The sequence below is a fragment of the Halorubrum sp. DM2 genome, assembly GCF_901686465.1.
Lineage (GTDB): Archaea > Halobacteriota > Halobacteria > Halobacteriales > Haloferacaceae > Halorubrum.
This window is the reverse complement of sequence record NZ_LR594487.1, coordinates 2,200,823-2,222,694: the sequence shown is the minus strand read 5'-3', so window position 1 is coordinate 2,222,694 and position 21,872 is coordinate 2,200,823. Positions and strand designations below refer to the sequence as shown.

18 protein-coding genes and 1 tRNA gene are annotated in these 21,872 nt (G+C 70.6%); 10 read left to right on the top strand and 9 right to left on the bottom strand.

The window, feature by feature from the left end; all coding sequences use genetic code 11:
- Window positions 1-54: 54 nt before the first annotated feature.
- Window positions 55-139: transfer RNA gene (locus tag QOL69_RS11220), tRNA-Ser, on the bottom strand.
- 159 nt (window positions 140-298) lie between these two features.
- Between QOL69_RS11220 and QOL69_RS11215 the strand changes: the two genes are divergently transcribed.
- Window positions 299-1,261: an AAA family ATPase gene (locus QOL69_RS11215; protein WP_283403227.1), complete on the top strand. Its 963-nt coding sequence runs from the start codon at window positions 299-301 to the stop codon at window positions 1,259-1,261.
- 21 nt (window positions 1,262-1,282) lie between these two features.
- On the opposite strand, the gene pyrE is transcribed toward QOL69_RS11215, so the two are convergent.
- Window positions 1,283-1,831, bottom strand: coding sequence for an orotate phosphoribosyltransferase (gene pyrE / locus QOL69_RS11210; RefSeq protein ID WP_283403226.1), 549 nt, complete (start codon window positions 1,829-1,831; stop codon window positions 1,283-1,285).
- A 61-nt stretch (window positions 1,832-1,892) separates the two neighbouring features.
- Window positions 1,893-5,315, bottom strand: coding sequence for a PAS domain-containing protein (locus QOL69_RS11205; protein ID WP_283403225.1), 3,423 nt, complete (start codon window positions 5,313-5,315; stop codon window positions 1,893-1,895).
- A 244-nt stretch (window positions 5,316-5,559) separates the two neighbouring features.
- Here QOL69_RS11205 and gatB point away from each other — a divergent pair, with 244 nt between their 5' ends.
- The 7 genes from gatB to QOL69_RS11170 all read left to right on the top strand — a co-directional run bounded on the left by gatB (window position 5,560) and on the right by QOL69_RS11170 (window position 12,783).
- Window positions 5,560-7,047, top strand: coding sequence for an Asp-tRNA(Asn)/Glu-tRNA(Gln) amidotransferase subunit GatB (gatB, locus tag QOL69_RS11200; protein WP_283403224.1), 1,488 nt, complete (start codon window positions 5,560-5,562; stop codon window positions 7,045-7,047).
- Window positions 7,048-7,584: 537 nt separating this feature from the next.
- Window positions 7,585-7,905 (top strand): hypothetical protein, encoded by a 321-nt coding sequence (locus QOL69_RS11195; protein ID WP_283403223.1) that lies wholly within the window; start codon window positions 7,585-7,587, stop codon window positions 7,903-7,905.
- 66 nt (window positions 7,906-7,971) lie between these two features.
- Complete coding sequence (locus QOL69_RS11190) at window positions 7,972-8,187, top strand: ubiquitin-like small modifier protein SAMP2 (protein WP_283403222.1); 216 nt, start codon at window positions 7,972-7,974, stop codon at window positions 8,185-8,187.
- Window positions 8,184-8,702 (top strand): GNAT family N-acetyltransferase, encoded by a 519-nt coding sequence (locus QOL69_RS11185; RefSeq protein ID WP_283403221.1) that lies wholly within the window; start codon window positions 8,184-8,186, stop codon window positions 8,700-8,702. Before QOL69_RS11190 ends, QOL69_RS11185 begins: the two co-directional genes overlap by 4 nt.
- An 84-nt stretch (window positions 8,703-8,786) precedes the next feature.
- Window positions 8,787-9,236 carry a hypothetical protein gene (locus QOL69_RS11180; RefSeq protein WP_283403220.1) on the top strand — a complete coding sequence of 150 codons (450 nt, stop codon included), beginning with the start codon at window positions 8,787-8,789 and terminating at the stop codon, window positions 9,234-9,236.
- Between the two features lie 116 nt (window positions 9,237-9,352).
- Complete coding sequence (locus tag QOL69_RS11175; RefSeq protein WP_283403219.1) at window positions 9,353-10,135, top strand: 23S rRNA (uridine(2552)-2'-O)-methyltransferase; 783 nt, start codon at window positions 9,353-9,355, stop codon at window positions 10,133-10,135.
- 137 nt (window positions 10,136-10,272) lie between these two features.
- On the top strand, window positions 10,273-12,783 hold the full coding sequence (locus QOL69_RS11170; protein ID WP_283403218.1) for an extracellular solute-binding protein: 2,511 nt from the start codon (window positions 10,273-10,275) through the stop codon (window positions 12,781-12,783).
- A gap of 208 nt (window positions 12,784-12,991) precedes the next feature.
- On the opposite strand, the gene QOL69_RS11165 is transcribed toward QOL69_RS11170, so the two are convergent.
- The 6 genes from QOL69_RS11165 to QOL69_RS11140 form a co-directional block, all read right to left on the bottom strand.
- A complete protein-coding gene (locus QOL69_RS11165; RefSeq protein WP_283403217.1) occupies window positions 12,992-13,555 on the bottom strand; it encodes a dihydrofolate reductase in 564 nt (187 codons plus the stop codon).
- A 105-nt stretch (window positions 13,556-13,660) separates the two neighbouring features.
- Window positions 13,661-14,719 carry an ornithine cyclodeaminase family protein gene (locus tag QOL69_RS11160; protein ID WP_283403216.1) on the bottom strand — a complete coding sequence of 353 codons (1,059 nt, stop codon included), beginning with the start codon at window positions 14,717-14,719 and terminating at the stop codon, window positions 13,661-13,663.
- Window positions 14,720-14,739: 20 nt separating this feature from the next.
- A complete protein-coding gene (locus tag QOL69_RS11155; RefSeq protein ID WP_283403215.1) occupies window positions 14,740-16,203 on the bottom strand; it encodes a glycerate kinase type-2 family protein in 1,464 nt (487 codons plus the stop codon).
- Between the two features lie 82 nt (window positions 16,204-16,285).
- Window positions 16,286-17,665 (bottom strand): NCS2 family permease, encoded by a 1,380-nt coding sequence (locus tag QOL69_RS11150; protein WP_048078407.1) that lies wholly within the window; start codon window positions 17,663-17,665, stop codon window positions 16,286-16,288.
- Between the two features lie 126 nt (window positions 17,666-17,791).
- Window positions 17,792-18,505: a phosphoribosyltransferase family protein gene (locus tag QOL69_RS11145; RefSeq protein ID WP_048078406.1), complete on the bottom strand. Its 714-nt coding sequence runs from the start codon at window positions 18,503-18,505 to the stop codon at window positions 17,792-17,794.
- Between the two features lie 74 nt (window positions 18,506-18,579).
- Window positions 18,580-19,029 (bottom strand): DUF7529 family protein, encoded by a 450-nt coding sequence (locus tag QOL69_RS11140; RefSeq protein ID WP_283403214.1) that lies wholly within the window; start codon window positions 19,027-19,029, stop codon window positions 18,580-18,582.
- Between the two features lie 185 nt (window positions 19,030-19,214).
- On the opposite strand from QOL69_RS11140, the gene QOL69_RS11135 reads away from it, so the two are divergent.
- Window positions 19,215-20,849: an ABC transporter substrate-binding protein gene (locus tag QOL69_RS11135; protein WP_283403213.1), complete on the top strand. Its 1,635-nt coding sequence runs from the start codon at window positions 19,215-19,217 to the stop codon at window positions 20,847-20,849.
- A 30-nt stretch (window positions 20,850-20,879) separates the two neighbouring features.
- Window positions 20,880-21,872, top strand: a complete 993-nt coding sequence (locus QOL69_RS11130; RefSeq protein ID WP_283403212.1) for an ABC transporter permease — start codon at window positions 20,880-20,882, stop codon at window positions 21,870-21,872.

The following is a 21,872-nucleotide window of genomic DNA, read 5'->3' as shown; positions in this document are numbered from 1 at the left end:
CGCGGATTGTGGAACATGACGACGCCGCCGCTCACCGAACGAGACTGCGAGAAGCGCCGAGGCGGAGATTTGAACTCCGGTGTCCGAATGGACAGTAGATTTCGAATCTACCGCCTTGGCCAGGCTAGGCTACCTCGGCTCGTCTCCACGTTCGCCGGTTCCGCTGTTATGCGTTTCGATCGGGCCCGCGACGCGTCCCGTCCCTCCGGCCGACCGTCTCGCGGTCCCGGACTCTTGATCACGGCCTCGCCGCCCTCGTCCCGGCAACATTTTTCGCCCCGGCTCCCGTGCGGTCGGTATGGATGTCCCCGAAGCGGCCGACGCCTGCGCCCGCGTCGTCGACGAGGTCGGCGGCGCGGTCGTGGCCGACCGCGAGTTCTTAGAGCGCGTCACGCTCGGTATCCTCGCCCGCGGCCACGTCCTCTTAGAAGACGTGCCCGGGACCGGAAAGACCCTCTCGGCGCGCTCGTTCGCGACCGCGCTCGGCTTGGAGTTCTCGCGGGTCCAGTTCACCCCCGACCTCCTCCCCGCCGACGTGACCGGGACCAACGTGTTCGACGAGCGCGACGGCTCCTTCGCCTTCTCGCCCGGACCGATCTTCGCGAACGTCGTCCTCGCCGACGAGATCAACCGCGCCCCGCCGAAGACGCAGGCGGCGCTGCTGGAGGCGATGGAGGAGGGACAGGTGACCGTCGACGGCGAGACCCACGACCTCCCCTCGCCGTTCTACGTCATCGCGACGCAGAACCCCGTCGAGAGCGAGGGCGCGTTCCCGCTCCCGGAGGCGCAGCTCGACCGGTTCACCATCAAGACCTCGATCGGCTACCCGGACGAGGACGGCGAGCTGGAGCTGCTGCGGCGGCGCGCCGGCCGCGTCGAGCAGTCGCCCACCGTCGACCGCGTGCTCGATCCCGACGCCGTGACGGCGCTGCGGGAGGTGCCCGAGTCCGTCCGCGTCGACGACGACCTCCTGCGCTACGCGGCGTCGCTCGCGCGGGCGACCCGGGAGGACCGCCGCGTCGAGGCCGGGGTCTCCCCCCGCGGCACCCAGCGCCTCTTCGAGACGGCGCGGGCGGCCGCGGTCGTCGCCGGCCGGGAGTTCGTCACGCCGGACGACGTGAAGCGGGTCGCGGAGCCGACGCTCGCCCACCGGCTCGTGTTGACGCCGGACGCGGCCGTCAACGACGTGGACGAGCGCGACGTGATCGCCGACGTGCTCGACCGGGTCGCGGTGCCGACGGTCGACGCGCCCGAGGCGTGAGGCCGGCCGAGGAACCCGACTTTACTCCTCGTCGCGCTCGTCGAGCAGCTCCGTCGCCGTGAGCAGCGACTCCAGTTCGACGTCGTGGTCGGCGAGCAGTTCCCGCGCGCCCTCCTCGCGGTCGACGACGACCAGCACGCGGCCCACCGTTGCGCCCGCCTCGCGGAGCGCCTCGACGGCGTCGACCGCGGACTGCCCGGTCGTGGCGATGTCCTCGATCACGACCACCTCCTCGCCCTCGTCGAGCCGGCCCTCGATGCGGTTACCGGTGCCGTACTCCTTCGCCTGCTTTCGCGCGATGACGTACGGGCGGCCCAGCTCCGCCGCGGTCACCGCCACGAGCGGGACCGCGCCCAACGCGACGCCCGCGAGCTTCGCGTCCGTCTCGGCGAGCCGGTCCGCGAACGCCTCGGCGACGAGGGTCAGCGCGTCCGGGTCCGTCTCGAACAGGTACTTGTCGACGTAGTAGTCGCTCGTCCCGCCGTGTGACAGTTTGAACTCGCCGAACCGGACGGCGTCGGCCGCGGTGAGCGCCGCGATCAGCTCCGATCGTCGGTCGTCGTCGGTCATACGCCGAGAAGGGCCGCCGCCGACCATAAACGGGTCGGAACGAGCGGGAACCGCGGTCCGCCTACCGCTCCGCGCCGCCCCGCCCCGCCGCCGGGAGGACGAGCGTCACGGTCGCCCCCCCGTCGCCGAGTCCGGGACCGAATCGGATGTCGCCGCCGTACGCCTCCACGACCCACGCGGCGATCCACAGGCCGACGCCGGTATTGTGCCGGAGCTGGGTCACCTCGCGGTCCTCGGCGATCACCTCTCGGACCGCGCTCGGGATACCCGGCCCGTCGTCGGCGACGCTCACCCGCATGACCCCGGCATCCGGGTTGCGCTCGGCGGTCACCGCCACGTGCGGCGCGTCGCCGCCGTGTTCGACCGCGTTCTCGACGAGGTGGTCGACCGCGATCGCGAGGCGGTCGTCGCCGCGGACCGTGGTCCCCCTCGGAATGTCCGCGGTGATGCGCGCGTCCGGGCACTCGCTCGCGTGGCGCTCGATGACCTCCTCGACGACCCCGGCAACCTCGATCGCCTCGGGGTCGGTCACATACCCCTTCTCGATGACCCGCCGGAGGGTGGCGGCCCCCTCGGCGACGCCGCTCAGCCGCTTTCCGGTGGTCTCGATCCGCCGGGCGTACTCGCGGATCCGGTCGTCGTCGGTCCGCTCCCCGATCTCCTCGGCGAAGCCGAACACGACGTTCAGCTCGTTGCGCAGGTTGTGTCTGAGGATCCGGTTGACGATCCGGACGTACCGCTCGCGGCGCTTCCGGTCGGTGATGTCGGTGTAGATGCCGAACGCGCGCCGCCCCTCGTCGGTCTCGTAGCTGAACCCGAGGAAGAGGAACTCGCGCGGCCCGTCGACGGTCCGCCGCCTAATCTCCTCGGTCGCGAACCCGCGCTCGCGGACCAGCGCGTCGAGCGAGCGCCCCTCCGCCCGCCCGCTCCCCAGCTGTTCGTCGTCGATGTCGAGCGCCGCGACCGTCCGCCCGCGGAGGGCCAACTCGTCAACGCCGAACTGCGACTCGAACGCGGCGTTGAGCCCGTCGATCACCGTCTCGTCGTCTTCGAGGACGACCTCCATCACCGGGTCCGGGATCCGGTCGAACAGCCGTCGGAAGCGGTCGCGCTCGGCGGACAACTCGGTTCGCGTCCGCCGGAGGTCCGTCGTGTCCGACAGCGACGCGACGACCCCACCGGCGTGTCCGGCGCGGCTCGACAGCGCCGACAGGCGCAACTCGCCGTGCCGGACACGCCGGTCGCCGTCGCCATCGCGGATCAGCGACACGTTCCGTGTCGGATCGCTCCCGCGCTCGCCGCCCGCCGTCCCGGCGGCGAGCGCGTCGACCGCCTCCGCCACCCGGTCCGCGTCGCCGCCCGAGACGAGGTCCGCGAGCCGCCGTCCGACGAGGCCGTCGTCGGGGGTTTCCGACGCGGGATCACCGCTCTCGATCCACGCGGCGAACGGGCCCGTCGCGTACGTGACGACGCCGTCCTCGTCGAGCACGCATACCATGTCGTCGACGTTCTTCAGCGCGTCCTCGTAGGTGCGGAGCCGTCCCCGGCGCTCGTTGGCGTCCATCGCGGCGACCGCGTTCGTCGCCAGCAGTTCGAGGACGGTGACGTCCCTCTCGTCGAAGCTCTCCGGCTCCGTGGAGCCGACGACGAACACGCCGTGGTCGCCGAGCGGGACGGCGACGGTCGAGCGCATCCCGTGGTAGTCGCGCTCCTCGTCGTCGGCTAGGTCGCCGCTCGTCACGAGGTCGTCGACGAGCCGAGTCTCCCCATACTCGAAGGCCCGCCCGGTGATCCCCTTGCCGGGCCGCCGCGGGCGGCGGCTGGCCGCGAACCGGTCGCCGACCCCACCGTTCGTGGCGGCGAGGCGGAGGCGGTTCGCGTCGGCGTCGAACAGCCGCACGCCGCTTATCCCGTAGCCGAGCACCTCGTCCGCGGCCGCGACCAGCCGCTCCGCGACCGCCTCGCGGTCGCCGGTCCGCTGTAGCTCCTCGACCGTGCCGAGCAGGCGTTCGAGGGTCCGCTCGCGGCGCTTTCGCTCCGTGACGTCGGCGAAGAAGACCGACAGCCCGTTCGGAGACGGGTACGCGGTCACGTCGCTCCACACGTCCAGCGACTCGTGGTAGTTCTCGAAGGAGACGACCTCCTGTTCCGCCATCGCCCGTCGGTAGTGCCGCTCGTGCTCGGGGCCGAGCGCGGCCGGGAACTCCTCGCGGACGTCGGCTCCGACCAGCTCGGCCGGCTCGCGGCCGAGGAGGGACGCCGCCCGCTCGTTGACGTACGTGAACCGCCACTCGGCGTCGAGCGCGAAGAACCCGTCGTCGATCCGGTCGAGCGTCTCCTCGAACCGCTCGACCGCGGCTTCCCGCTGTTCTCCCGCCAGTCGGCGCTCGATCGCTCGGCCGAGCCACTCGGCGAGCAGTTCGACGAACAGCTCCTCCGAGGCGTCGAACGGGCGGTCGCGCGACTCGGGGTCGAGGAAACAGATCGTGCCGAAGACCTCCTCGTCGACGAGGACTCGCCCGCCGACGTAGCTGCCGACCCCGAACCGCTCGTAGGCGGGGTGGTCGGCCAGTCCCGCGGCCTCGGGATCGGTGACCGAGAACACGCCGTCGCGCTCCGCGGCGGTACCGCTCCGGTCCGAGCCGCTCCGCGGTTCGCGCTCGCCGTCGCGGTCGTCTGCGTCGCCGCCCGGGACCGCCCCGCGCACCGTCTCTCGGCAGTACGTCAGCTCCAGCGGGACCATACCGTCGGCGTCGAGGTCGTCCGCCGCGAGCGAGTCCACGAGTCCGACCGGGTCCCGGTACCGCCGGAGCCCGATCCGGTCGCCGTCGATCCGGGAGGCGTAGCCGATCGACAGGCCGAGGTGGTCGCGGCCGAGGTCGAGCAGCGCGTCGACCGTCGCGTCGAACTCCGTGGACCGGTCCGAGATGATCCGCACGAACGGTTCGAGGAACTCGCGGTCCGGTTCCGATTTTCCGGACCCGTCGTGCTCCGGCTCCGCCTCCTCGGATTCGACGCGGTCGCCCCCGTCGGCGTCGGGCTCGTTCCCTCGCTCGGCCCTCCTGATCCGGTCCGCGAGCGTCTCGCCGTCGGCCGCGAGCCGCCGCCCGGAAACGTACTCGATCCCGAGCCGGCTCGCGTCGATGGCGGCGTCGGGGCGGTCGCGGACGGTGTACGCGAGGACTCGCGCGTCCGGGTACCGCTCCCGGACCGCCTCGATTTCGACCGGCGCGGCCGCGAGACCGGCGACGCGCTCGCCGGCGTCGGTTCCGTCGTTCCGGCCGGTTCGGTCGCTCTCGTTACCCCCGGCGCGTCCGTCGGATCCGACGGAGTCCGCCACCCGAACGACGACGGCGCTCGTTGCCTCGTCGCGGCCGGTTTCGGAACGCGTAACCTCTCCGACCGTTCGCGTCCCGTTCGGGAGCGTCCCCCACGCGGCGTCGACCGGCTCGCCGACGTGGACGATCGTCCCCTCAGGCGTCATCTCCGTCGTTTACCCATCGTTTCGCGCGGGCGGTCGGCCGTCTCTCGGCGGGCCCCCGCAACCGGAACGTCGGCCGCGCCCGCCCGTCCGATCCTATCACCTTTCCGACTACGAACGGCGTCGTAATAATCGTTCGCTCGCGTTCTCACAGGAGATATCCACGTTCCCGACCGTCCCGCCGCCCGCTCCGCCCGCGCCGCTCGTCCCGACACGATTTAGGCGGCCCGCTCACAACGGGCCGGTAATGAGTACGCAGGCCGCGACGGCGGACCGGACAGTCGTGATCGGGCTGGAGGTCCACGTCCAGCTCGAGACCGACACGAAGATCTTCTGCGGCTGCTCGACGGAGCCGGCAGCCGACGAGGAGCCGAACACGCGCACCTGCCCCACCTGCCTCGGGCTGCCGGGCGCGCTGCCGGTCCTCAACGAGGCCGCCGTCGAGGCCGCCGTGAAGGTCGGGAAGGCGATCGACGCCGACGTCCCCGAGACGACGACCTTCCACCGGAAGAACTACTACTACCCCGACCTCCCGAAGAACTTCCAGCTCACCCAGTACGACGCCCCGATCTGCCAGTCCGGGGAGCTGGAGGTCCGCGTCGACGACGAGACGCGCACCATCGGGATCACCCGCGCGCACCTCGAAGAGGACCCCGGCAGCCTCCAGCACGCCGGCGGCTCCATCGAGTCGGCGACGCACACCCTCGTGAACTACAACCGCGCCGGGACGCCCCTGATGGAGATCGTCACGGAGCCGGACTTCCGCTCGCCCGCGGAGACGCGGGCCTTCCTCGCGAAGCTCGAAGAGGTTCTCGAATACCTCGGCGTCTTCGACCCGACCCGCGACGGGAGCCTCCGCGTCGACGCCAACGTCTCGCTCGTCCCGGACGAACACGTCGCCGACGACGGGACGATCGCGGACGAGGCCCTCGAAGGCGTGAACCGCGCCGAGGTGAAGAACATCTCCAGCCACAAGGGCGCGGAGCAGGCGCTCGCCTACGAGGTCACCCGGCAGGAGAACGTGCTCCGGCGCGGCCGCGAGATCGAACAGGAGACGCGCCACTGGGACGAGGCGCGCGGCGTCACCGTCTCGATGCGCTCGAAGGAGGCCGAGAAGGACTACCGCTACTTCCGGGAGGCCGACCTCCCCGCCTTGGAGGTCTCCGACTGGAAGGCGCAGATCGCGATCCCGGAGCTGCCCGACGCGCGCCGCGAGCGCTTCCGCGAGGAGTACGGGCTCGACCGCGAGTCCGCCTCGAAGCTCACCTCCACGAAGGCGGTCGCCGACTTCTTCGAGGACGTGGCCGAGTCGTTCGACCCCGGTCTCGCCGCGACGTGGGTCGCCGACAACCTGCTCGGCGAGCTCAACTACCGCGAGATGTCGATTACGGACGTCGAGGACCGCCTCGACGAGTTCACCCGCCTGATCGAGCTCGTCGCCGACGAGGAGCTGACCGTCAAGAACGCGGAGGAGGTCGTCCTCCGCGAGATGCTCGACGAGGGCGACGACCCCGAGACGGTCATCGACCGCGAGGGCCTCGGGAAGGCCGAGAGCGGCGAGGTCGAGGCCGCCGTCGCGGCCGCCATCGACGAGAATCCCGACGCCGTGAGCGACTACCACGACGGCGACGAGGGCGCGATCAACTTCCTCGTCGGGCAGGTGATGCAGGCCACCGGCGGCAGCGCCGACCCCGGACAGGTGAACGGCCTGCTCCGCGAGGAGTTGGACGGCTGAGCCGGTCGAGCGTCGAACGACAGCGGGGACAAGCCGCTTTTTTCTGCCGTCAATTCGGTATTTAACTGGACGCGAGCGGTGGCGACGCTTACTTATAAAGAACCATGCGGTGGCGCGCCCCGGTGAGCGGTCGCCACCGGCGACCGCGAAGCAGCACCGCGCGAGGGAGTCGCTGGCGGCCGTCGCTTCGCTCCGGCCGCCAGCGACGAGGCTGGGGAGGCGTGAGGTGTGGTTGCGGTGCTGTGCGGGGCGGGACTCGAAGGGGCAGTCGGGAGGTAGGCGCAGGCGACGTAAGCACCGCAGGAGCGAGTGAAATGAGCGACGAGGAGCGCAGCGAGCGTGCGCCTACCTCCCGGCTGGGGCTTCGGCGGTGTTCGTGTCGATCAGCGATTTATAAACGGATCTACTCTCATATCGCCTCCCGGCTGGGGCTTCGGCAGAGTTCGTGTCGCTCAACCATTTATTAGGCATCTCTTGCTCCAATTCACTCGCTCCCGCCGGACACCTTTATTTCAACTCCGCAACGTAGCCGCGCACATGGCCCTCGCTTCCACCCTCCCGTACGCCTTCCCGATCGGAGTGTGTCTCCTGCTCGCGTGGGCGATCCGGTTCCGCGGCGCGGTCGGCCTGATCGCCGGCTACGACGGGGACCTCCCGCCCGAGCGCGAGGCGGAACTCGCCCGCGACGCGGCGGTCATCCTCGTCATCGCGGCGGCCGCTGTCGGACTCCTCGCCGTCGACGCGTGGACCGACGCGGTCCCCCGGTCCGGCGCGCTGGTGACCGCTGCCGTCGTCGTCCCGACGGCGTGGTTCCTCTGGAAGTGGAACGCGGGCGAGCCGCGCTCGACGAGGCGGTGACCGGACCGCGCTCAACGCCGTAATCCGAACCGTGCGATTGACGCCCGCCCGCCCGCTACCGCGCCCATGGACGTGACCGTCGAGGTCGTCGGCGAGGGGACCGACGAGTACAGCCTCGCCGCCGACGCGACGTACGACGACCTGATCCGCGCCGCGGGCTACCACCCGCAGGAGGCGTCGGCGCTGGTCGACGGCTCGCCGGTCCCGGGCGACCGCGTCGTCGACGCCGAGTCGGTCAAGATCCTGCGGCTGATCAAGGGCGGGGCGGGCGGTCTCCCGTGACCGGAAAACGCGACCCACCGGACGACGACGCTGTCGACCCGCCCGCCGACGTGACCGTCAGCCCCGCGACCGCCGACGACCGGCTCGACGTCCTCCGTATCCTCGACGCGGCGATGCTGGAGACCGACGCCGACGCCGTCGACGACCGGATCGCGGCCGGCGACGCCCTCGTCGCCCGCTCGGAGCGGACCGGTGGGGTCGTCGGCGCGCTCGTCGCCACGCGTCCCGACCTCGCTCGACTCCACGTCGACGCCGTCGCGGTCAGACGCGCGCGCCGCGGCCGCGGCATCGGTTCGGCGCTCGTCGCGGCCGCGGTCCGCCGGGGGAAGAGCGATGACGCGGTCGAGGTCGTCACCGCGGCGTTCGACCCGGAACTGCGTCCGTTCTACGCCGACCTCGGCTTTGCGATCCGACCGGCCGACCGCGACCGCAACGACGACGCTAACAGCGACCGCGACCGCAACGACGACCGCCTGATCGGGCGGGTGTCGACGGCGGACAGCGGGTGCCGCTGAACCCGACGCAAGCGGCGTGTCCGACTTGCGGCTGACTGAGCTTTTTCACCGTGTGGGACGTGTACACATACCTCTCCCACGACCATGCCCTCTGAGCCCGATACTCCCGATGCGCCCGGTGGTACCGACGTCGAAACGGCGGACTCGGCCGACGAGTCGCGACGCCGGTCGACCGCCTCCGTCGGCTCTCAGGTGAGCGATTCCGGCCAAACCGTCGGTGTCGGCCGCCTCGACGACGACCGCCGCCCGGGCTATCACGACCGCGTCCGCGTCGCCGCGCTCGCCGCCGAAGTCGAGCGACTGGAGGCGGAGCGCGACCGCCTCGCCGACCGGGTGACCGCCCTCGAACGAGCGGTCGAGTCGGAGGCGCAGCGGCGACAGCAGGTGATCGACAACTACGAGCGCGTCGTCGCGGACCGGTCGGAGCCGGACGCCGCGTCCGACGCGAATGGGGCCGCGTCGACGGGGCCGCTCGCCGCCGTCGCCTCCGGGATCGAGCGCGTCGCGGCGTGGCTGCGCCGCGCGGACGGGTGAGCGCCGGGACGCACATTCGATGTCCATTTCCGGTTCGACCCCATCGATTCGGGCATGAGCGCCGATTCGTCCGCCGTTTCGACGGGGGTTCAGCACCGAACCACGGTGAGCCACAGATGAGCGGGAAAGACGACTACTACAACCGGTCCAAACAGCAGGGGTACCGCGCCCGCTCCGCCTACAAGCTGAAACAGATCGACGAGGAGGCGGCCCTGTTCGACCGCGGCGACACCGTGGTCGATCTGGGGGCCGCGCCCGGCGGGTGGCTTCAGGTCGCCGCCGAGGAGGTGGGTGAGGGCGGCACCGTCGTCGGCGTCGACCTCCAGCGTATCGACGAGTTCGACGACCACGACATCGAGACGATCCGCGGCGACATGACCGAAGAGCGGACCCGCCACTATCTGCGGGAGGCGGTCGACGAGGGCGGCGCGGACGCCGTCGTGAGCGACATGGCACCCAACATGACCGGCGAGTACAATCTCGATCACGCCCGGTCGGTCCACCTCGCGCGGCAGGCGTTCGAGGCCGCCGACGAACTGCTCGCGTCCGGCGGCGACTTCGTCGTGAAGGTGTTCCAGGGCGAGGACCTCGACGCCTTCCGCGACGACGTGAGCGAGGCGTTCCAGTACGTCCGCACCGTCTCGCCGGACGCCTCGCGGGACGCCTCCTCGGAGGTGTACCTCGTCGGGAAGGGGTACACGCGGTCGCCGGTCGCCGAGGGCGACCAGGTCGAGGTGACCGTCGAGGAGGAGGGCGACGAGGGCGACGGCATCGCCTACGTCGACGGCTACACCCTCTTCGTCGACGGCGACGTCGGCGAGACGCTCACCGTCGAGGTGACTGACGTTAAGCCGCGGTTCGCCTTCGCGGAGCGCGTCGACGCGGACGAGACGAACTGAGCCGGACGGACGGCCCGCCTCGAAGCCATCCGTCGATTTTTTGGACTCGAACGCAGGGGACCGCGCTCGTCAGACGGCTATCAATCCGAATAATCTGACTCTGAGACTTATGTACTCCTGCGGGCGAGTGGCGACAGATGAACGGCGACGACGCGAGTGACCGGTCCGATCGGGGTCCCGCCGACCGGGACCGTTCGACGGCATCGATCGACTCGGACGCGGCTCTCGACGGCGGGGTCGCGTCCGGCAAAACGACGGCTGCTTCCCGAACCGCTTCCGACGACGAGGTCCCGGTCGCGGCCTTTCGCGAGGTCGCGGCGCGGCTCGCCGACGGCGACCTCGGGGCCCGGTTCCCGGCCGAGGAGACCGACGGCGAGGCGGCGGCGCTCGCGGCGACGCTCAACGAGTTCGTCGACGGCGTCGCGGAGACGGTGTCCGCGGTCGACGGCTTCGGCGACGAGGTCGCGGGCGCGACCGAACACGTCCGGTCGAACGTCGACCGCGCGAAGGCCCAGAGCGACGAGGTGTACGCCGCGGTCGACGACATCGAGGCGGCGGCGACCCGCCAGCGCGACGACATCGCGGCCGCGACGAGCGAGCTTCAGACCGTCTCGGCGGCCACCGAGGAGGTCGCCGCCTCCGCCGACCAGGTGGCCGCCACCGCGGCCGACGTCGCCGAGCGGACCGACGAGGGAACCGACGCCGCGAGCGCGGCCATCGAGGAGCTCCGCGTGGTCGACGAGCGGACGGAGACCGCCCTCGACCGCGTCGAGACGCTCGAATCGGAGGTCGCGGCGATCGAGGACATCACCGACCTGATCCAGGACATCGCCGACGAGACGAACATCCTCGCGTTGAACGCCTCGATCGAAGCCGCCCGCGCGGGCGAGGCGGGGGCCGGCTTCGAGGTGGTCGCCGAGGAGGTCAAGAGCCTCGCGGAGGAGGCCCGGGACGCGACGGGCGAGATCGAGTCGTCGATCCGCTCGGTGCGCGAGGAGACGGACGCGACCGTCGACGAGATGGCCGAGATGCGCGAGCGCGCCGACGAGGGGATAACCACCGCCGAGGAGGCGCTGGAGGCGTTCGCCGACCTCGCCGCCGACGTCGAGGAGACGACGAGCGGGGTCGAGGAGATCCGCGACGCCACCGACGACCAGGCGACCTCGATCGAGGCGGTCGTCGACGCGGTCGAGTCGGTCGGCGACCTCGCCGAGGAGACGGCCGCGGACGCGGGCGACGCCACCGCGATCGCGCACGCGCAGAAGACGTCGCTGACCGAGGTGGCCGCCGGCGCGTCGACGCTCGCCGACCGGACCGGGACCTTGGACGACGCGCTCGACGCGTACGACGCCGACGGGACCGACGACGAGGACGCGGTCGTCCTCGACTTCTGGCACGCGTTCGGCGGACGCAAGGCGCGGCTCCTCGACAAGTTCGCCGCCGAGTTCGCCGCCGAGACCGACGGGATCGCGGTCCGGCCCGCGTCGAAGGGGAGCTACCGCGGCGTGTTCGAGGCGACGCTCGCGGCGGCCGACAGGGGCGACCCGCCGGCGATCGCGCACCTCTACGAGATCGGCACCCAGCGCGCGCTCGACAGCGGGGCGTTCACCCCGATCGAGCGCCTCCTCGACGCCGACGTCGGAGGCGTCGGCGGCTCCGGCGGCGCGGGCGGTCCGGGGTCCGGCTTCTCTCCCGACGACCTGCTCACTCCCGTGGCCAACTACTACCGGACCGACGGCGTCCTCCACTCGATGCCGTTCAACGCGTCGACGCCCGTGCTGTACTACGACCGCGCGGCGTTCGAGCGCGCCGGGCTGGACCCCGACGACCCCCCCGAGACGTTCGACGAGGTCCGCCGCTGTGCCGAGCGGCTCGTCGAGAGCGGCGCGACCGAGACGGGGATCACCTTCGCGACCTACTCGTGGTTCGTCGAGCAGTGGTTCGCCGAGGCCGGCGAGCCGCTCGTCGACGCCGACAACGGGCGGGGCGGCACGCCGACCGAGAGCCGGTTCGACGGGCCGGTCGGCGAGCGGATATACAACTGGATCGCCGACATGGCGGCCGACGGCCTGTACCACGACCCCGGAATCGAGGCCCGCGGACAGGCCCGCGAGGCGTTCCACGACGGGCGCGCCGGGATGCTCATCGGGTCGACGTCCTCGATGGTCGGCGTCCGAGAGGGGGCCTCGTTCCCGGTCGGCGTCGGCTACTTCCCGGTCGCAGACGAGCGCCACGGCGTCGTCGTCGGCGGCGGGTCGCTATGGGTCGCGGACGGCGCGTCGACCGCCGAGCAGCGCGCCGCGGCGGCGTTCCTCGGCTGGCTCGCGGCACCGGAGCGGCAGGCGCGCTGGCACCGCGAGACCGGCTACTTCCCGGTCCACGAGGGCGCGATCGACCGGCTCGACCGCGACGGCTGGTTCGACGAGAACCCGGGCTACCGCACCGCGGTGAACCAGCTCCTCGACGCGGAGGACGACGTCGCCACGACGGGCGCGCGGATCGGCCCGTTCGACACGGTCCGGACCCTCGTCGCCGAGGCGTCCGTCGACGCCCGCGAACACGGGGTCGACGACGCGCTCGACCGGCTCGCCGACAGCACCGCGCTCCAGCTCGAACGGTACACCGACGAGCGCGCCGACGGGTCGTAGTCTCGGACGGCGGCGCTTTGCCGGCAGATCGGGCGTCGCGCGGCGCTCCCGACGGATCTTCTCCCCAGCGCCTGCGACGGAGCTCGATTCAGCGCCTGCGACGGAGCTCGATTCAGCGCCTGCGACGGAGCTCGATTCAGCGCCTGCGACGGAGCTCGATTCAGCGCCTGCGACGGAGCTCGATTCAGCGCCTGCGACGGAGCTCGGTTCAGCGCCCCCGCCGGACCCACTCGCGCAGCGTGAACCGGTCGTAGTCGGTCTCCGCTGCGACCTCCCACTCGCTTTCGTCCCACTCGGGATACTGCGTGTCGCCGTCATAGGTGCCGTCGACGTGGCTGAGTACCATCCCGTCGAGGTGCGGCTGGAACAGCTCGTAGATCGCGCCGCCCCCGAGGACATAGACCGCGTCGTCGCCCTCGCTCGCCCCCGCGACGGGCTCCGGCGCGGGCCCGGTCTCGGCGGGGACCTGCTCCCGCTCGACGGCGGCGTCCGCGACGATGTCGCGCGCCAGCGCAAGTGCCTCCTCGACCCCGCCGGCGACGACCGCCGTCGGAACGTCGACGGCCTCGACGCTGCGGCTCACGACGATCTGCCGGCTCCCGGGGAGGTCGTCACGCATCGAGTCGAACGTGCGCCGACCTAAGACGACGGGCGACCCCGCGACGCGTTCGCGGTACTGCCTGACGTCCGCCTCGATGTGCGGCCACGGCACCTCGCCGTCCTTCCCGATCACCCGGTTCTCCGCGAGCGCGGCGACGCTGACGAGTCTCACGGCCTCAGTAAGGCGGCCTCAGTGAAAAGTCGCGCGTCGGGCGTCGTATGCGGGTCCGCGCGTCGGGCGTCGAACCCGACCGTTAGAATCGGGTCTCGACCGGACTCAGTCGTCCAGTCCGAGCAGGTCGAACGGGTAGCCGTTGTCCAGTTCGTCGGCGCGCTCGTAGACGACCCGGGCGGCCGCGACGTCCTGGATCGCGAGCCCGGTCGAGTCGAAGACGCTGACGCCGGACACCCCGTCGGCGTCCGCGGGCGTGCCGGGCGTGCCGGGACGCCCCGCCCGTCGGCCGACGACGATCTCACCGATCTCGCCGTAGATGTCGTCGTCGGTGAGCGTCCCCGCGGCGTAGGGGACGTTGATCTCGCCGGAGTGAGTACACTGCTCGTGGTCGTCGATGACGACCGTGGCGTCCAAGAGGAGCTCGTCCGCCAGCTCGTGTTTCCCCTCCGCGTCCGCGCCCATCGCGTTGATGTGCGTGTGCTCGCCCACGTCGTCGGGACCGACGATCGGGTCCTCGACCGGCGTCACCGTCGAGAGGATATCGCAGTGGCCGGCCTCCGAGATCGACCCCGCGCGCACGTCGAACCGGTCCTCGAAGTGGTCGACGAAGTCGGCGACGCGCTCCTCGTCGAGGTCGCTCACGACGACCTCCTCGACGTCCCGCACCGCCGCGATCGCTTCGAGCTGCGTGTACGACTGGACGCCCGCGCCGACGATCCCGAGCGAGGTCGCGTCGGGGACGGCGAGGTGGTCGGTCGCGACCGCGGCGGCCGCCCCCGTCCGCTTCATCGTCAGCGTCGTCCCGTCGAGTATCGCCAGCGGGAACGCCGTCTCCGGGTCCGAGTAGATCATCGTCCCCATCACGGTCGGGAGGTCGTGGTCGGCCGGGTTGTCGGTGTGGACGTTCACCCACTTGATCCCGGCGGCGTCCCACCCGTCGCCGGTCGCCGTCTCCTCGGCGACGTCCTCCTCGCGCACGTCGAGGTAGGCCGGCATCGACCGGAAGTCGCCGTTGTACTCGGGCAGGTCGATGTACGACTTCGCCGGCATCTTGGCGTCGCCGCGCTCGTAGGCCGTGAACGCGCCGCGGACCGCGTCGATCACGCGGTCCATCTCCGCGTTCGCCTCCACGTCGTCCGCGTTGAGAAGCAGCGTCTGCATGTCGCAGAATTTGCCGGCCGCTACTTAGTCCCTTCCGAACTCGCTCCGTCGGACGATATCACGACCGCGCGCAGGTCGTTGACGTTCGTCCCGGTCGGACCGGTCCGGAGCAGCGCGCCGGCGTCGTCGAGCGCCGGATACGCGTCGTGCGCGTCGAGCGCCCTCGCGGCACTCTCGCGGTCCAGCCGATCGCTTTCGCCGCTTTCGCCGCGGTCGCCTCCGCCGTTGCCGGCCACAAGCCGCTCGTCGACCAGCGCGCCCGCGGCGTCGGTCGACCCGTCGATCCCGTCGGTGTCGACGCTCGCGACGGCGACGCCCTCGCCGTCCGGTCCCGCCCCCGCGAGTTCGAGCGCCGCCGACAGCGCGAACTCCCCGTTCGGCCCGCCGCGTCCGGGGTCGTCGCCGAGCGTCACCGTCACCTCGCCCGCCGAGAGGACGACCGCGGGCGGTTCGACCGGCTCGCCGGCCGCCCGGCACTCCTCGGCGACCGCCGCGTGCGTCTTCGCCGCCTCCCGGGCCTCGCCGCGCACCCGCGAGGAGAGCACGAGCGGCTCGTACCCCCGCGCCGCCGCGACCTCGCGAGCGGCGTTCAGCGCCGTGCGCGCGCTCGCGACGACCCGGACCGCGACGCCGTCGAAGGCCGGATCCCCCGGTTTCGGAGTCTCCGCGACCTCGCCCGCGACGCCCCGGTCGAGCCGTTTTTCGACGGCCGGCGGAACCTCGACCCCGCGCCGGTCGAGGACGCCGAGCGCGTCCGCGTACGTCGTCGGATCGGGCGAGAGGGGGCCACTCGCGATCACGCTCGGATCGTCTCCGGTCACGTCGCTGATCGCGAGTCCGAGCGCGTCGGCGGGCGCGGCGGCCCGGGCCAGCCCGCCGCCCTTCACCGCCGAGAGGTGCTTTCGGACCGCGTTGATCTCGGCTATCGTCGCGCCGCTGGCCAGCAGTGCGTCGGTCGTCTCGCGCAGGTCGTCGAGACCGACTCCCGCCGCGGGCGCGGCAAGCAGCGCGCTCCCGCCCCCCGTTATCAGTCCGATCACGAGGTCCGACTCGCCGGCGTCGGCCGCGACCGACCGCACCCGCCGGGCGCTCTCGACGCCCGCCTCGCTCGGGATCGGGTGGTCGCCGGGCAGCACCGCGATCCGTTCGGTCTCGACCGGGTCGTCGGTGACGACCGCGCCGCCGTCGATCCGGTCGCCGAGCAGTCGCTCGACCGCGGCCGCGAAGTGGCCCGCCGCGTTGCCCGCCCCGACGACCACCACGCGGTCGTACGCGTCGAGGTCGCGGCTCGCGGTCTCGCCGTCGACGGTCGTGACGACGAGCCGGCCGTCCTCCACGGAGAGCGCGTCCGCGACGATCCCGGCCGGATGTGCCGCCTCGATCCCGGCGGTGACGCAGTCGAGCGCGAGTTCGCGCGCCGGGTCGCTCGCGTGTCGGTCGCGGTCGGCGACGGTGACGGAGAAGTCGGCTGAGCGGTCGGTCATGTGTCGGGCCTCGCCCCCGGATTCAGCCCGACGCCTCAAGAGCGCACCGGCGACGCAGCGAGCGGACGCCGCCGCGGTCGCCTCAGAGAATGACGCCGCGCGTCGAGAGCACGTAGTAGGCGGCCAAAAGCGCCGCGATGGCGTACTGACCGAGGGCGACCTCGTCGGCCTCGCCGACGGCGACTTTGATGATCGGGTACGCGACGATGCCGGCCGCCAGTCCGTCGGCGATGGAGTAGGCGAACGGCATCACGGTGACCGTGAGCCCCGCGGAGACGGCCCACGCGGGGTCCGCCCAGTCGACCTCGGTGAGTCCCTGGAGCATCATCACGCCGACCACGATCAGCGCGACGAAGGAGGCGTACGCGGGGATCGCGGCCACCACGGGGATCACGACGAGGGACGCGACGAACAGCAGCGCGACCACCAGGGCGGTCAGTCCGGTTCGGCCGCCCTCCTCGACGCCGGTCGACGACTCGATGTACGTCGTCACCGTGGAGGTGCCGAGCACCGCGCCGGCGGTGGTGCCGACCGCGTCCGCCATCAGCGGCCGGTCCATGTCCGGGAGGTCGCCGTCCTCGTCGAGGAAGTCGCCGAACTGCGAGACGCCGATGAGCGTCCCGGCGGTGTCGAAGAAGTCGACGAAGAAGAAGGTGAACACCACGAGCACGAACGTGAGCGGATCGATCCCGGAGAGCCCGTCGAGGAACGCGCCCGCGAGCGGCGTGATGTCGTACTGCGGGGACGGCAGCGAGGTCGGCGTGATCGTCCCGCGGTCGAAGAGGCCGGCGAGGGTGAGCCCCCAGCCGACCAGCGACGTGGTCACGATCCCGAGGACGATAGCCCCGGTGACGTTACGCGCCCACAGCACGAACGTCAACACGAGGCCGAGCACGCCCAGTATCGCCCACGGGTTCCCGAAGATCCCGCCGAGCGTGACCAGCGTCGCGTCGTCGGGGACGACGATCTGGAGCTCTTGGAGTCCAATAAACAGCAGGAACAGCCCGATACCTGCCCCGACCGACCGCTTCACCGGCTCCGGGAACAGCCGAATGACGTACTCGCGTGCGCCGACCGCGGTCAGGATCATGAACAGGACGCCCTCGGCGAACACCGCGGCGAGCGCCGTCTGCCAGGGGATGCCGAGGCCCAACACGACCGTGTACGCGAAGAAGGCGTTGAGCCCGAGCCCCGGCGCGAGCCCGAACGGCCGGTTGGCGTACAGCGCCATCACCGCCGTCGCGAGCGCCGCCGAGAGGATCGTCGCGATGGCGATCATCTGGAACACCTCGCCCTGTCCGTACCCCTCGATCTGGATCGCCTCCGAGAGGATCGCGGGGTTCACGACGATGATGTACGACATCGCCAAAAACGTCGTGAGCCCGGCGATCAGCTCGGTGCGGACGTCCGACCCGTGCGACTCCACGTCGAACCGCTCGGCCAGCGTGTCTGTAAGCCCCATTGAACGCGTGGAGGTTCCCGCGGATCGGGTGATAAGCCTTGCTGAACGAGTCGCAGTATGATCCAGACATATGGATCAGAAAGGCGTCTGTACCGTCTTTCGACAGCCGAGTATGCGCGAACGTGGCTACTCGAACGTCGTCAGCGCGCCGACCGGCGCGTCGGTGATCGCTCGCGCGCGGTCCATCCCCTCGTCGCCGACCGCGATGAGCGTGAACACGCCGGTGACGTCGGCGTCGCCTTGGAGGGCGATATCGAGGAGGAGCTCCTGCGTCTCGCCCGAGCGGATCAGGTCGTCGACGACGAGGACGGTGTCGCCGGCGTCGATGGCGCTCGCCGGGAGGTAGTAGGTGAGTTCGATCCCGGAGGCGAGCCGCTGGCGCGACTCGATGAACTCCTCGACCGCGGTCTCCTTCGACTTCTTGGCGTACGCGAGCCGCGCGTCGAAGAAGGAGGCCATCGCCGCGCCCAGCGTGATCCCGTCGGTCGCGGCGGTCAGGACCACGTCCGGCGACTCGAACTCGAACGTCTCCGCGGCGACCGGTGCGACCAAGTCGAGGAACGACTGGTCGAAGACGACGCCGGAGTTGTCGACGTACCCCTCGTCGTCGAACTCGACGCGCGCGACGAGTTCGTCGGCGAGCGCCTCGCGCCCGACCGACTCGACGACCTCGCTCGCGCGGTCGGTGCCGGGCAGCACGTGCCCGTTCACGTACCGGTTCAGGTCGCCCGCGGGCAGTCCCGTCACCTCGGACAGCTCCTCGTACGTTCGCGTCTCCTTCAGCATCCGCAACACGGCGACCGCCTGTAGCTGGAGGGCCGCCTTCTCTGCGCGATTCATACAGATGATCGTGATCGCACAACTATGAATACGTCGAAGTCAGACGCCGGTACCGATACCCACGTGCGTGGTTCTCACGACTCGGGCGCGTCGAAGAACACCGCGGGGTCGTCGATCGCGATCTCGGCGTGATCGCGGTCGTCGAGGGGGCGCAGCCGAACCGTGAGCGCTCCCGACGCCTCGGCGGCCGCGCGCAGCGAGGAGAGGTCGTCGTTCCGGAGGTATGTCGGCACGCAGAGGGCCACCTGCGCCGCCTCGCCGGTCGCGACCACCAGTCGGTACGCGACGCCCCCCGCGCCCCCCGCGTACACGTCGACGCCGTCGATCGCGGCGTCCTCGACCGCCGACAGCGCCGTCTCGAACTCCGAGCCCGGCAGCAACACGTCTATCCGGGCGGCGTCGACGACGGGGTTCACGTCGCCGGGGTGGGCCGCCAAGACGTTCCACCCCCGTTCCTCGTAGGCGTCCGCCGTCGACTCCGCGTCGCTCACCACGTCGTCCCACCGGGCTCCGGGGTCGCGCATGTCGACGGCATTCGGTCCCGAACGTACATACTCGTCGGTCTCCGACTATCCCCGATTACCGGTGATATGAGCCGGCAACAGGGTCGAACAAGCGATTCTCGTGTCAGCGGATCGCCAGCAGACGGGAGCGATGGCCGCTCTCTCGGTGCGATAGGTTCATAACGTTCCCTTGTCTGTGACACTCTATGCCTACTGACAACGACGATCACATCGATAGGCGGACGGTGCTCAAGTACGCCGGAACGGCCGGTGCGGTCGGTCTCGCTGGCTGTTCCGGAAACGGCGGCGACGGCGGGGACGGCGGCGACGGCTCCGACGGGGGCGACGGGATGGACGGCGACGACGGCTCCGACGGAGAGGACGGATCGGACGGCGGCGACGCCTTCGAACTCGGCGTCACCATGGGGCAGATGGACTCCGGGCTCGACCCGCAGGACCACGCCGAGACCAACACCGAGATCATCGTCGGACAGGCGTACGAAGGCCTTCTCGACCGCGACAAGCAGGGCGGCATCATCGCCGGTCTCGCGAACGAGTGGGAGCGGACCGACGACGGCAGCGTCCGGTTCGTGCTCCGCGACGGTCTCACCTTCCACAACGGCGACGAGGTCACTCCCGAGGACGTCCGGTACAGCATCCGCCGGATCGTCTTCGAGGACGTCGGCATCGTCAGCCCGCAGTCGAACGACCTCGGCGTGGTCGACGAGGTGACGGCCGGCGACGGCGAAGTGACCGTCTCCTTCGAGGGGTACAACCCCATCGCCTTCCAGCTGTTCGCGACGAACGGCGAGATCGTCCAGCAGTCGTGGGTCGAGGAGAACGGCGGCGACTACATTAACCGCAACGCCAACGGGACCGGCCCGTTCCGCGTCACCGAGTACAACTCCGGTACCGAGGTCCTCTACGAGCCGAACGAGGAGTACTGGGACGGCGCGCCGGCGGTCGACGAGCTCAGGATGAGCGCCTCCAGCGAGTCGAGCACGCGGGTCAACCAGCTGCTCGCCGAGGAGACCGACATCGTGACGAACGTTCCCCCGAACGAGGTCTCCCGGGTGAACAACTCCGACGTCGCGACGATCAACTCCGTGGCGAGCGCCCGGATCATCTTCCTCCAGATGCGGTACGACGTGGAGCCGTTCTCCAGCCAGCAGTTCCGGCAGGCGCTGAACCACGCGGTCGACGTCGAGAGCATCATCGAGAACGTGCTCAACGGCTTCGGCAACATCACCGGCCAGCCGACCCTCGAAGGGCACGTCGGCTACAACCCCGACATCGACCCGTACCCGTACGACCCCGACGAGGCCGAGCGGCTCGTCGAGGAGTCCGGCCACGCGGGCGTCGAGATCACCCTGGAGACGCCGATCGGTCGGTACCTCCGAGACGTTCAGATCGCGCAGGCGGCGGCCAGCCAGATCGACTCGCTGCCGAACGTCTCCTGTGAGGTCGAACAGCGGGAGTTCTCCTCGCTCGTTCAGGACGTCACCGCGCCGGACATCGAGGACCGTCCGCATTTCAACCTCCTCGGGTGGGGGAACGCCGAGTTCGACGGGAGCCAGACGCTGACGCCGCTACTCTCTTCGAGCGGCGCGCTGACGGTCTTGGAGAACGACGAGATGGACGGCCTGCTCGAAGACGCCGAGGCCACCGAGGACCCCGACGAGCGCGTCGAGATCCTTCAGGAGGCGAACCAGCTCGCCCACGACCTGGCACCGTGGGTGTTTATGCACCAGCAGTTCAGCGTCTACGGCGTCTCGAACGATATCTCGTGGGAGCCGCGGGCCGACGAGTTCATCGACCCCGACACCGCCACGCAACAGTAACGCCGCCGCCACCTCTCCACACCGTTAGTAATGTCATTCGGCAGATTCGTACTCAAAAGAAGCCTCCAAGGGGTCGGCGTCGTCTGGGGCGTCATCACGGTCGTGTTCGCGCTCCGGTTCGTCACGCCCGGCAGCCCGATCAACGCGGTCGCGCCGCTCGACGCCACCCAGGAGACGCGGCAGGCCATCGCCGCCGAGCTCGGCCTCAACCAACCGCTGTACATCCAGTACGGCCAGTACGTCTTCGACCTGCTTCAGGGCGACATGGGCCGGTCGTACATCAAGGGGCAGGAGGTCACGACGCTCGTGTTCGAACGGCTCCCCGCGACCGTCGAACTCGCGCTCGCCGCCAGCGTCGTCGCGATCGTGCTGGCGATCCCGCTCGGCGTCATCAGCGCCACGAACCGGAACGAGCCGGTCGACTACGGCGCGACGCTTTTATCGCTCGGCGGCATCTCCACCCCGAACTTCTGGCTCGGGATCATGCTCATCCTGATCTTCGCCGTGGAGTTCGACGTGTTCAACACGAGCGGCCGCGGCGTCGACGTCGGCGACGTCGCGCTGTCGGTGATAAGCGCCGAGCCGTTCGTCGGGACGCTGCTCGCGTGGCTCGCGTACATCACGCTGCCCGCGATCGCCTTGGGCACCTACTTCATGGCGCTCATCACCCGACTGACCCGGTCGGGGATGTTGGACGAACTCAGCAAGGGCTACGTACAGGCCGCGCGGGCCAAGGGGCTTCCCCGGACGCTGATCCGGTACAAGCACGCGCTTCGGAACACGCTCATCCCAGTGATCACCGTCCTCGGCTTACAGCTCGGGACGCTGATCGGGGGTGCCGTGATCACGGAGGCGGTGTTCTCGTGGCCCGGCCTCGGCACGCTGGTCATCGAGAGCATCAACCAGCGCGACTGGCCGGCGCTTCAGGGGAGCCTCATCGTTATCGGGACGAGCTTCGTCCTCGTGAACATCCTCGTCGACGTGGTGTACGCGTATCTCGACCCGGAGGTAGTGAACGACTAA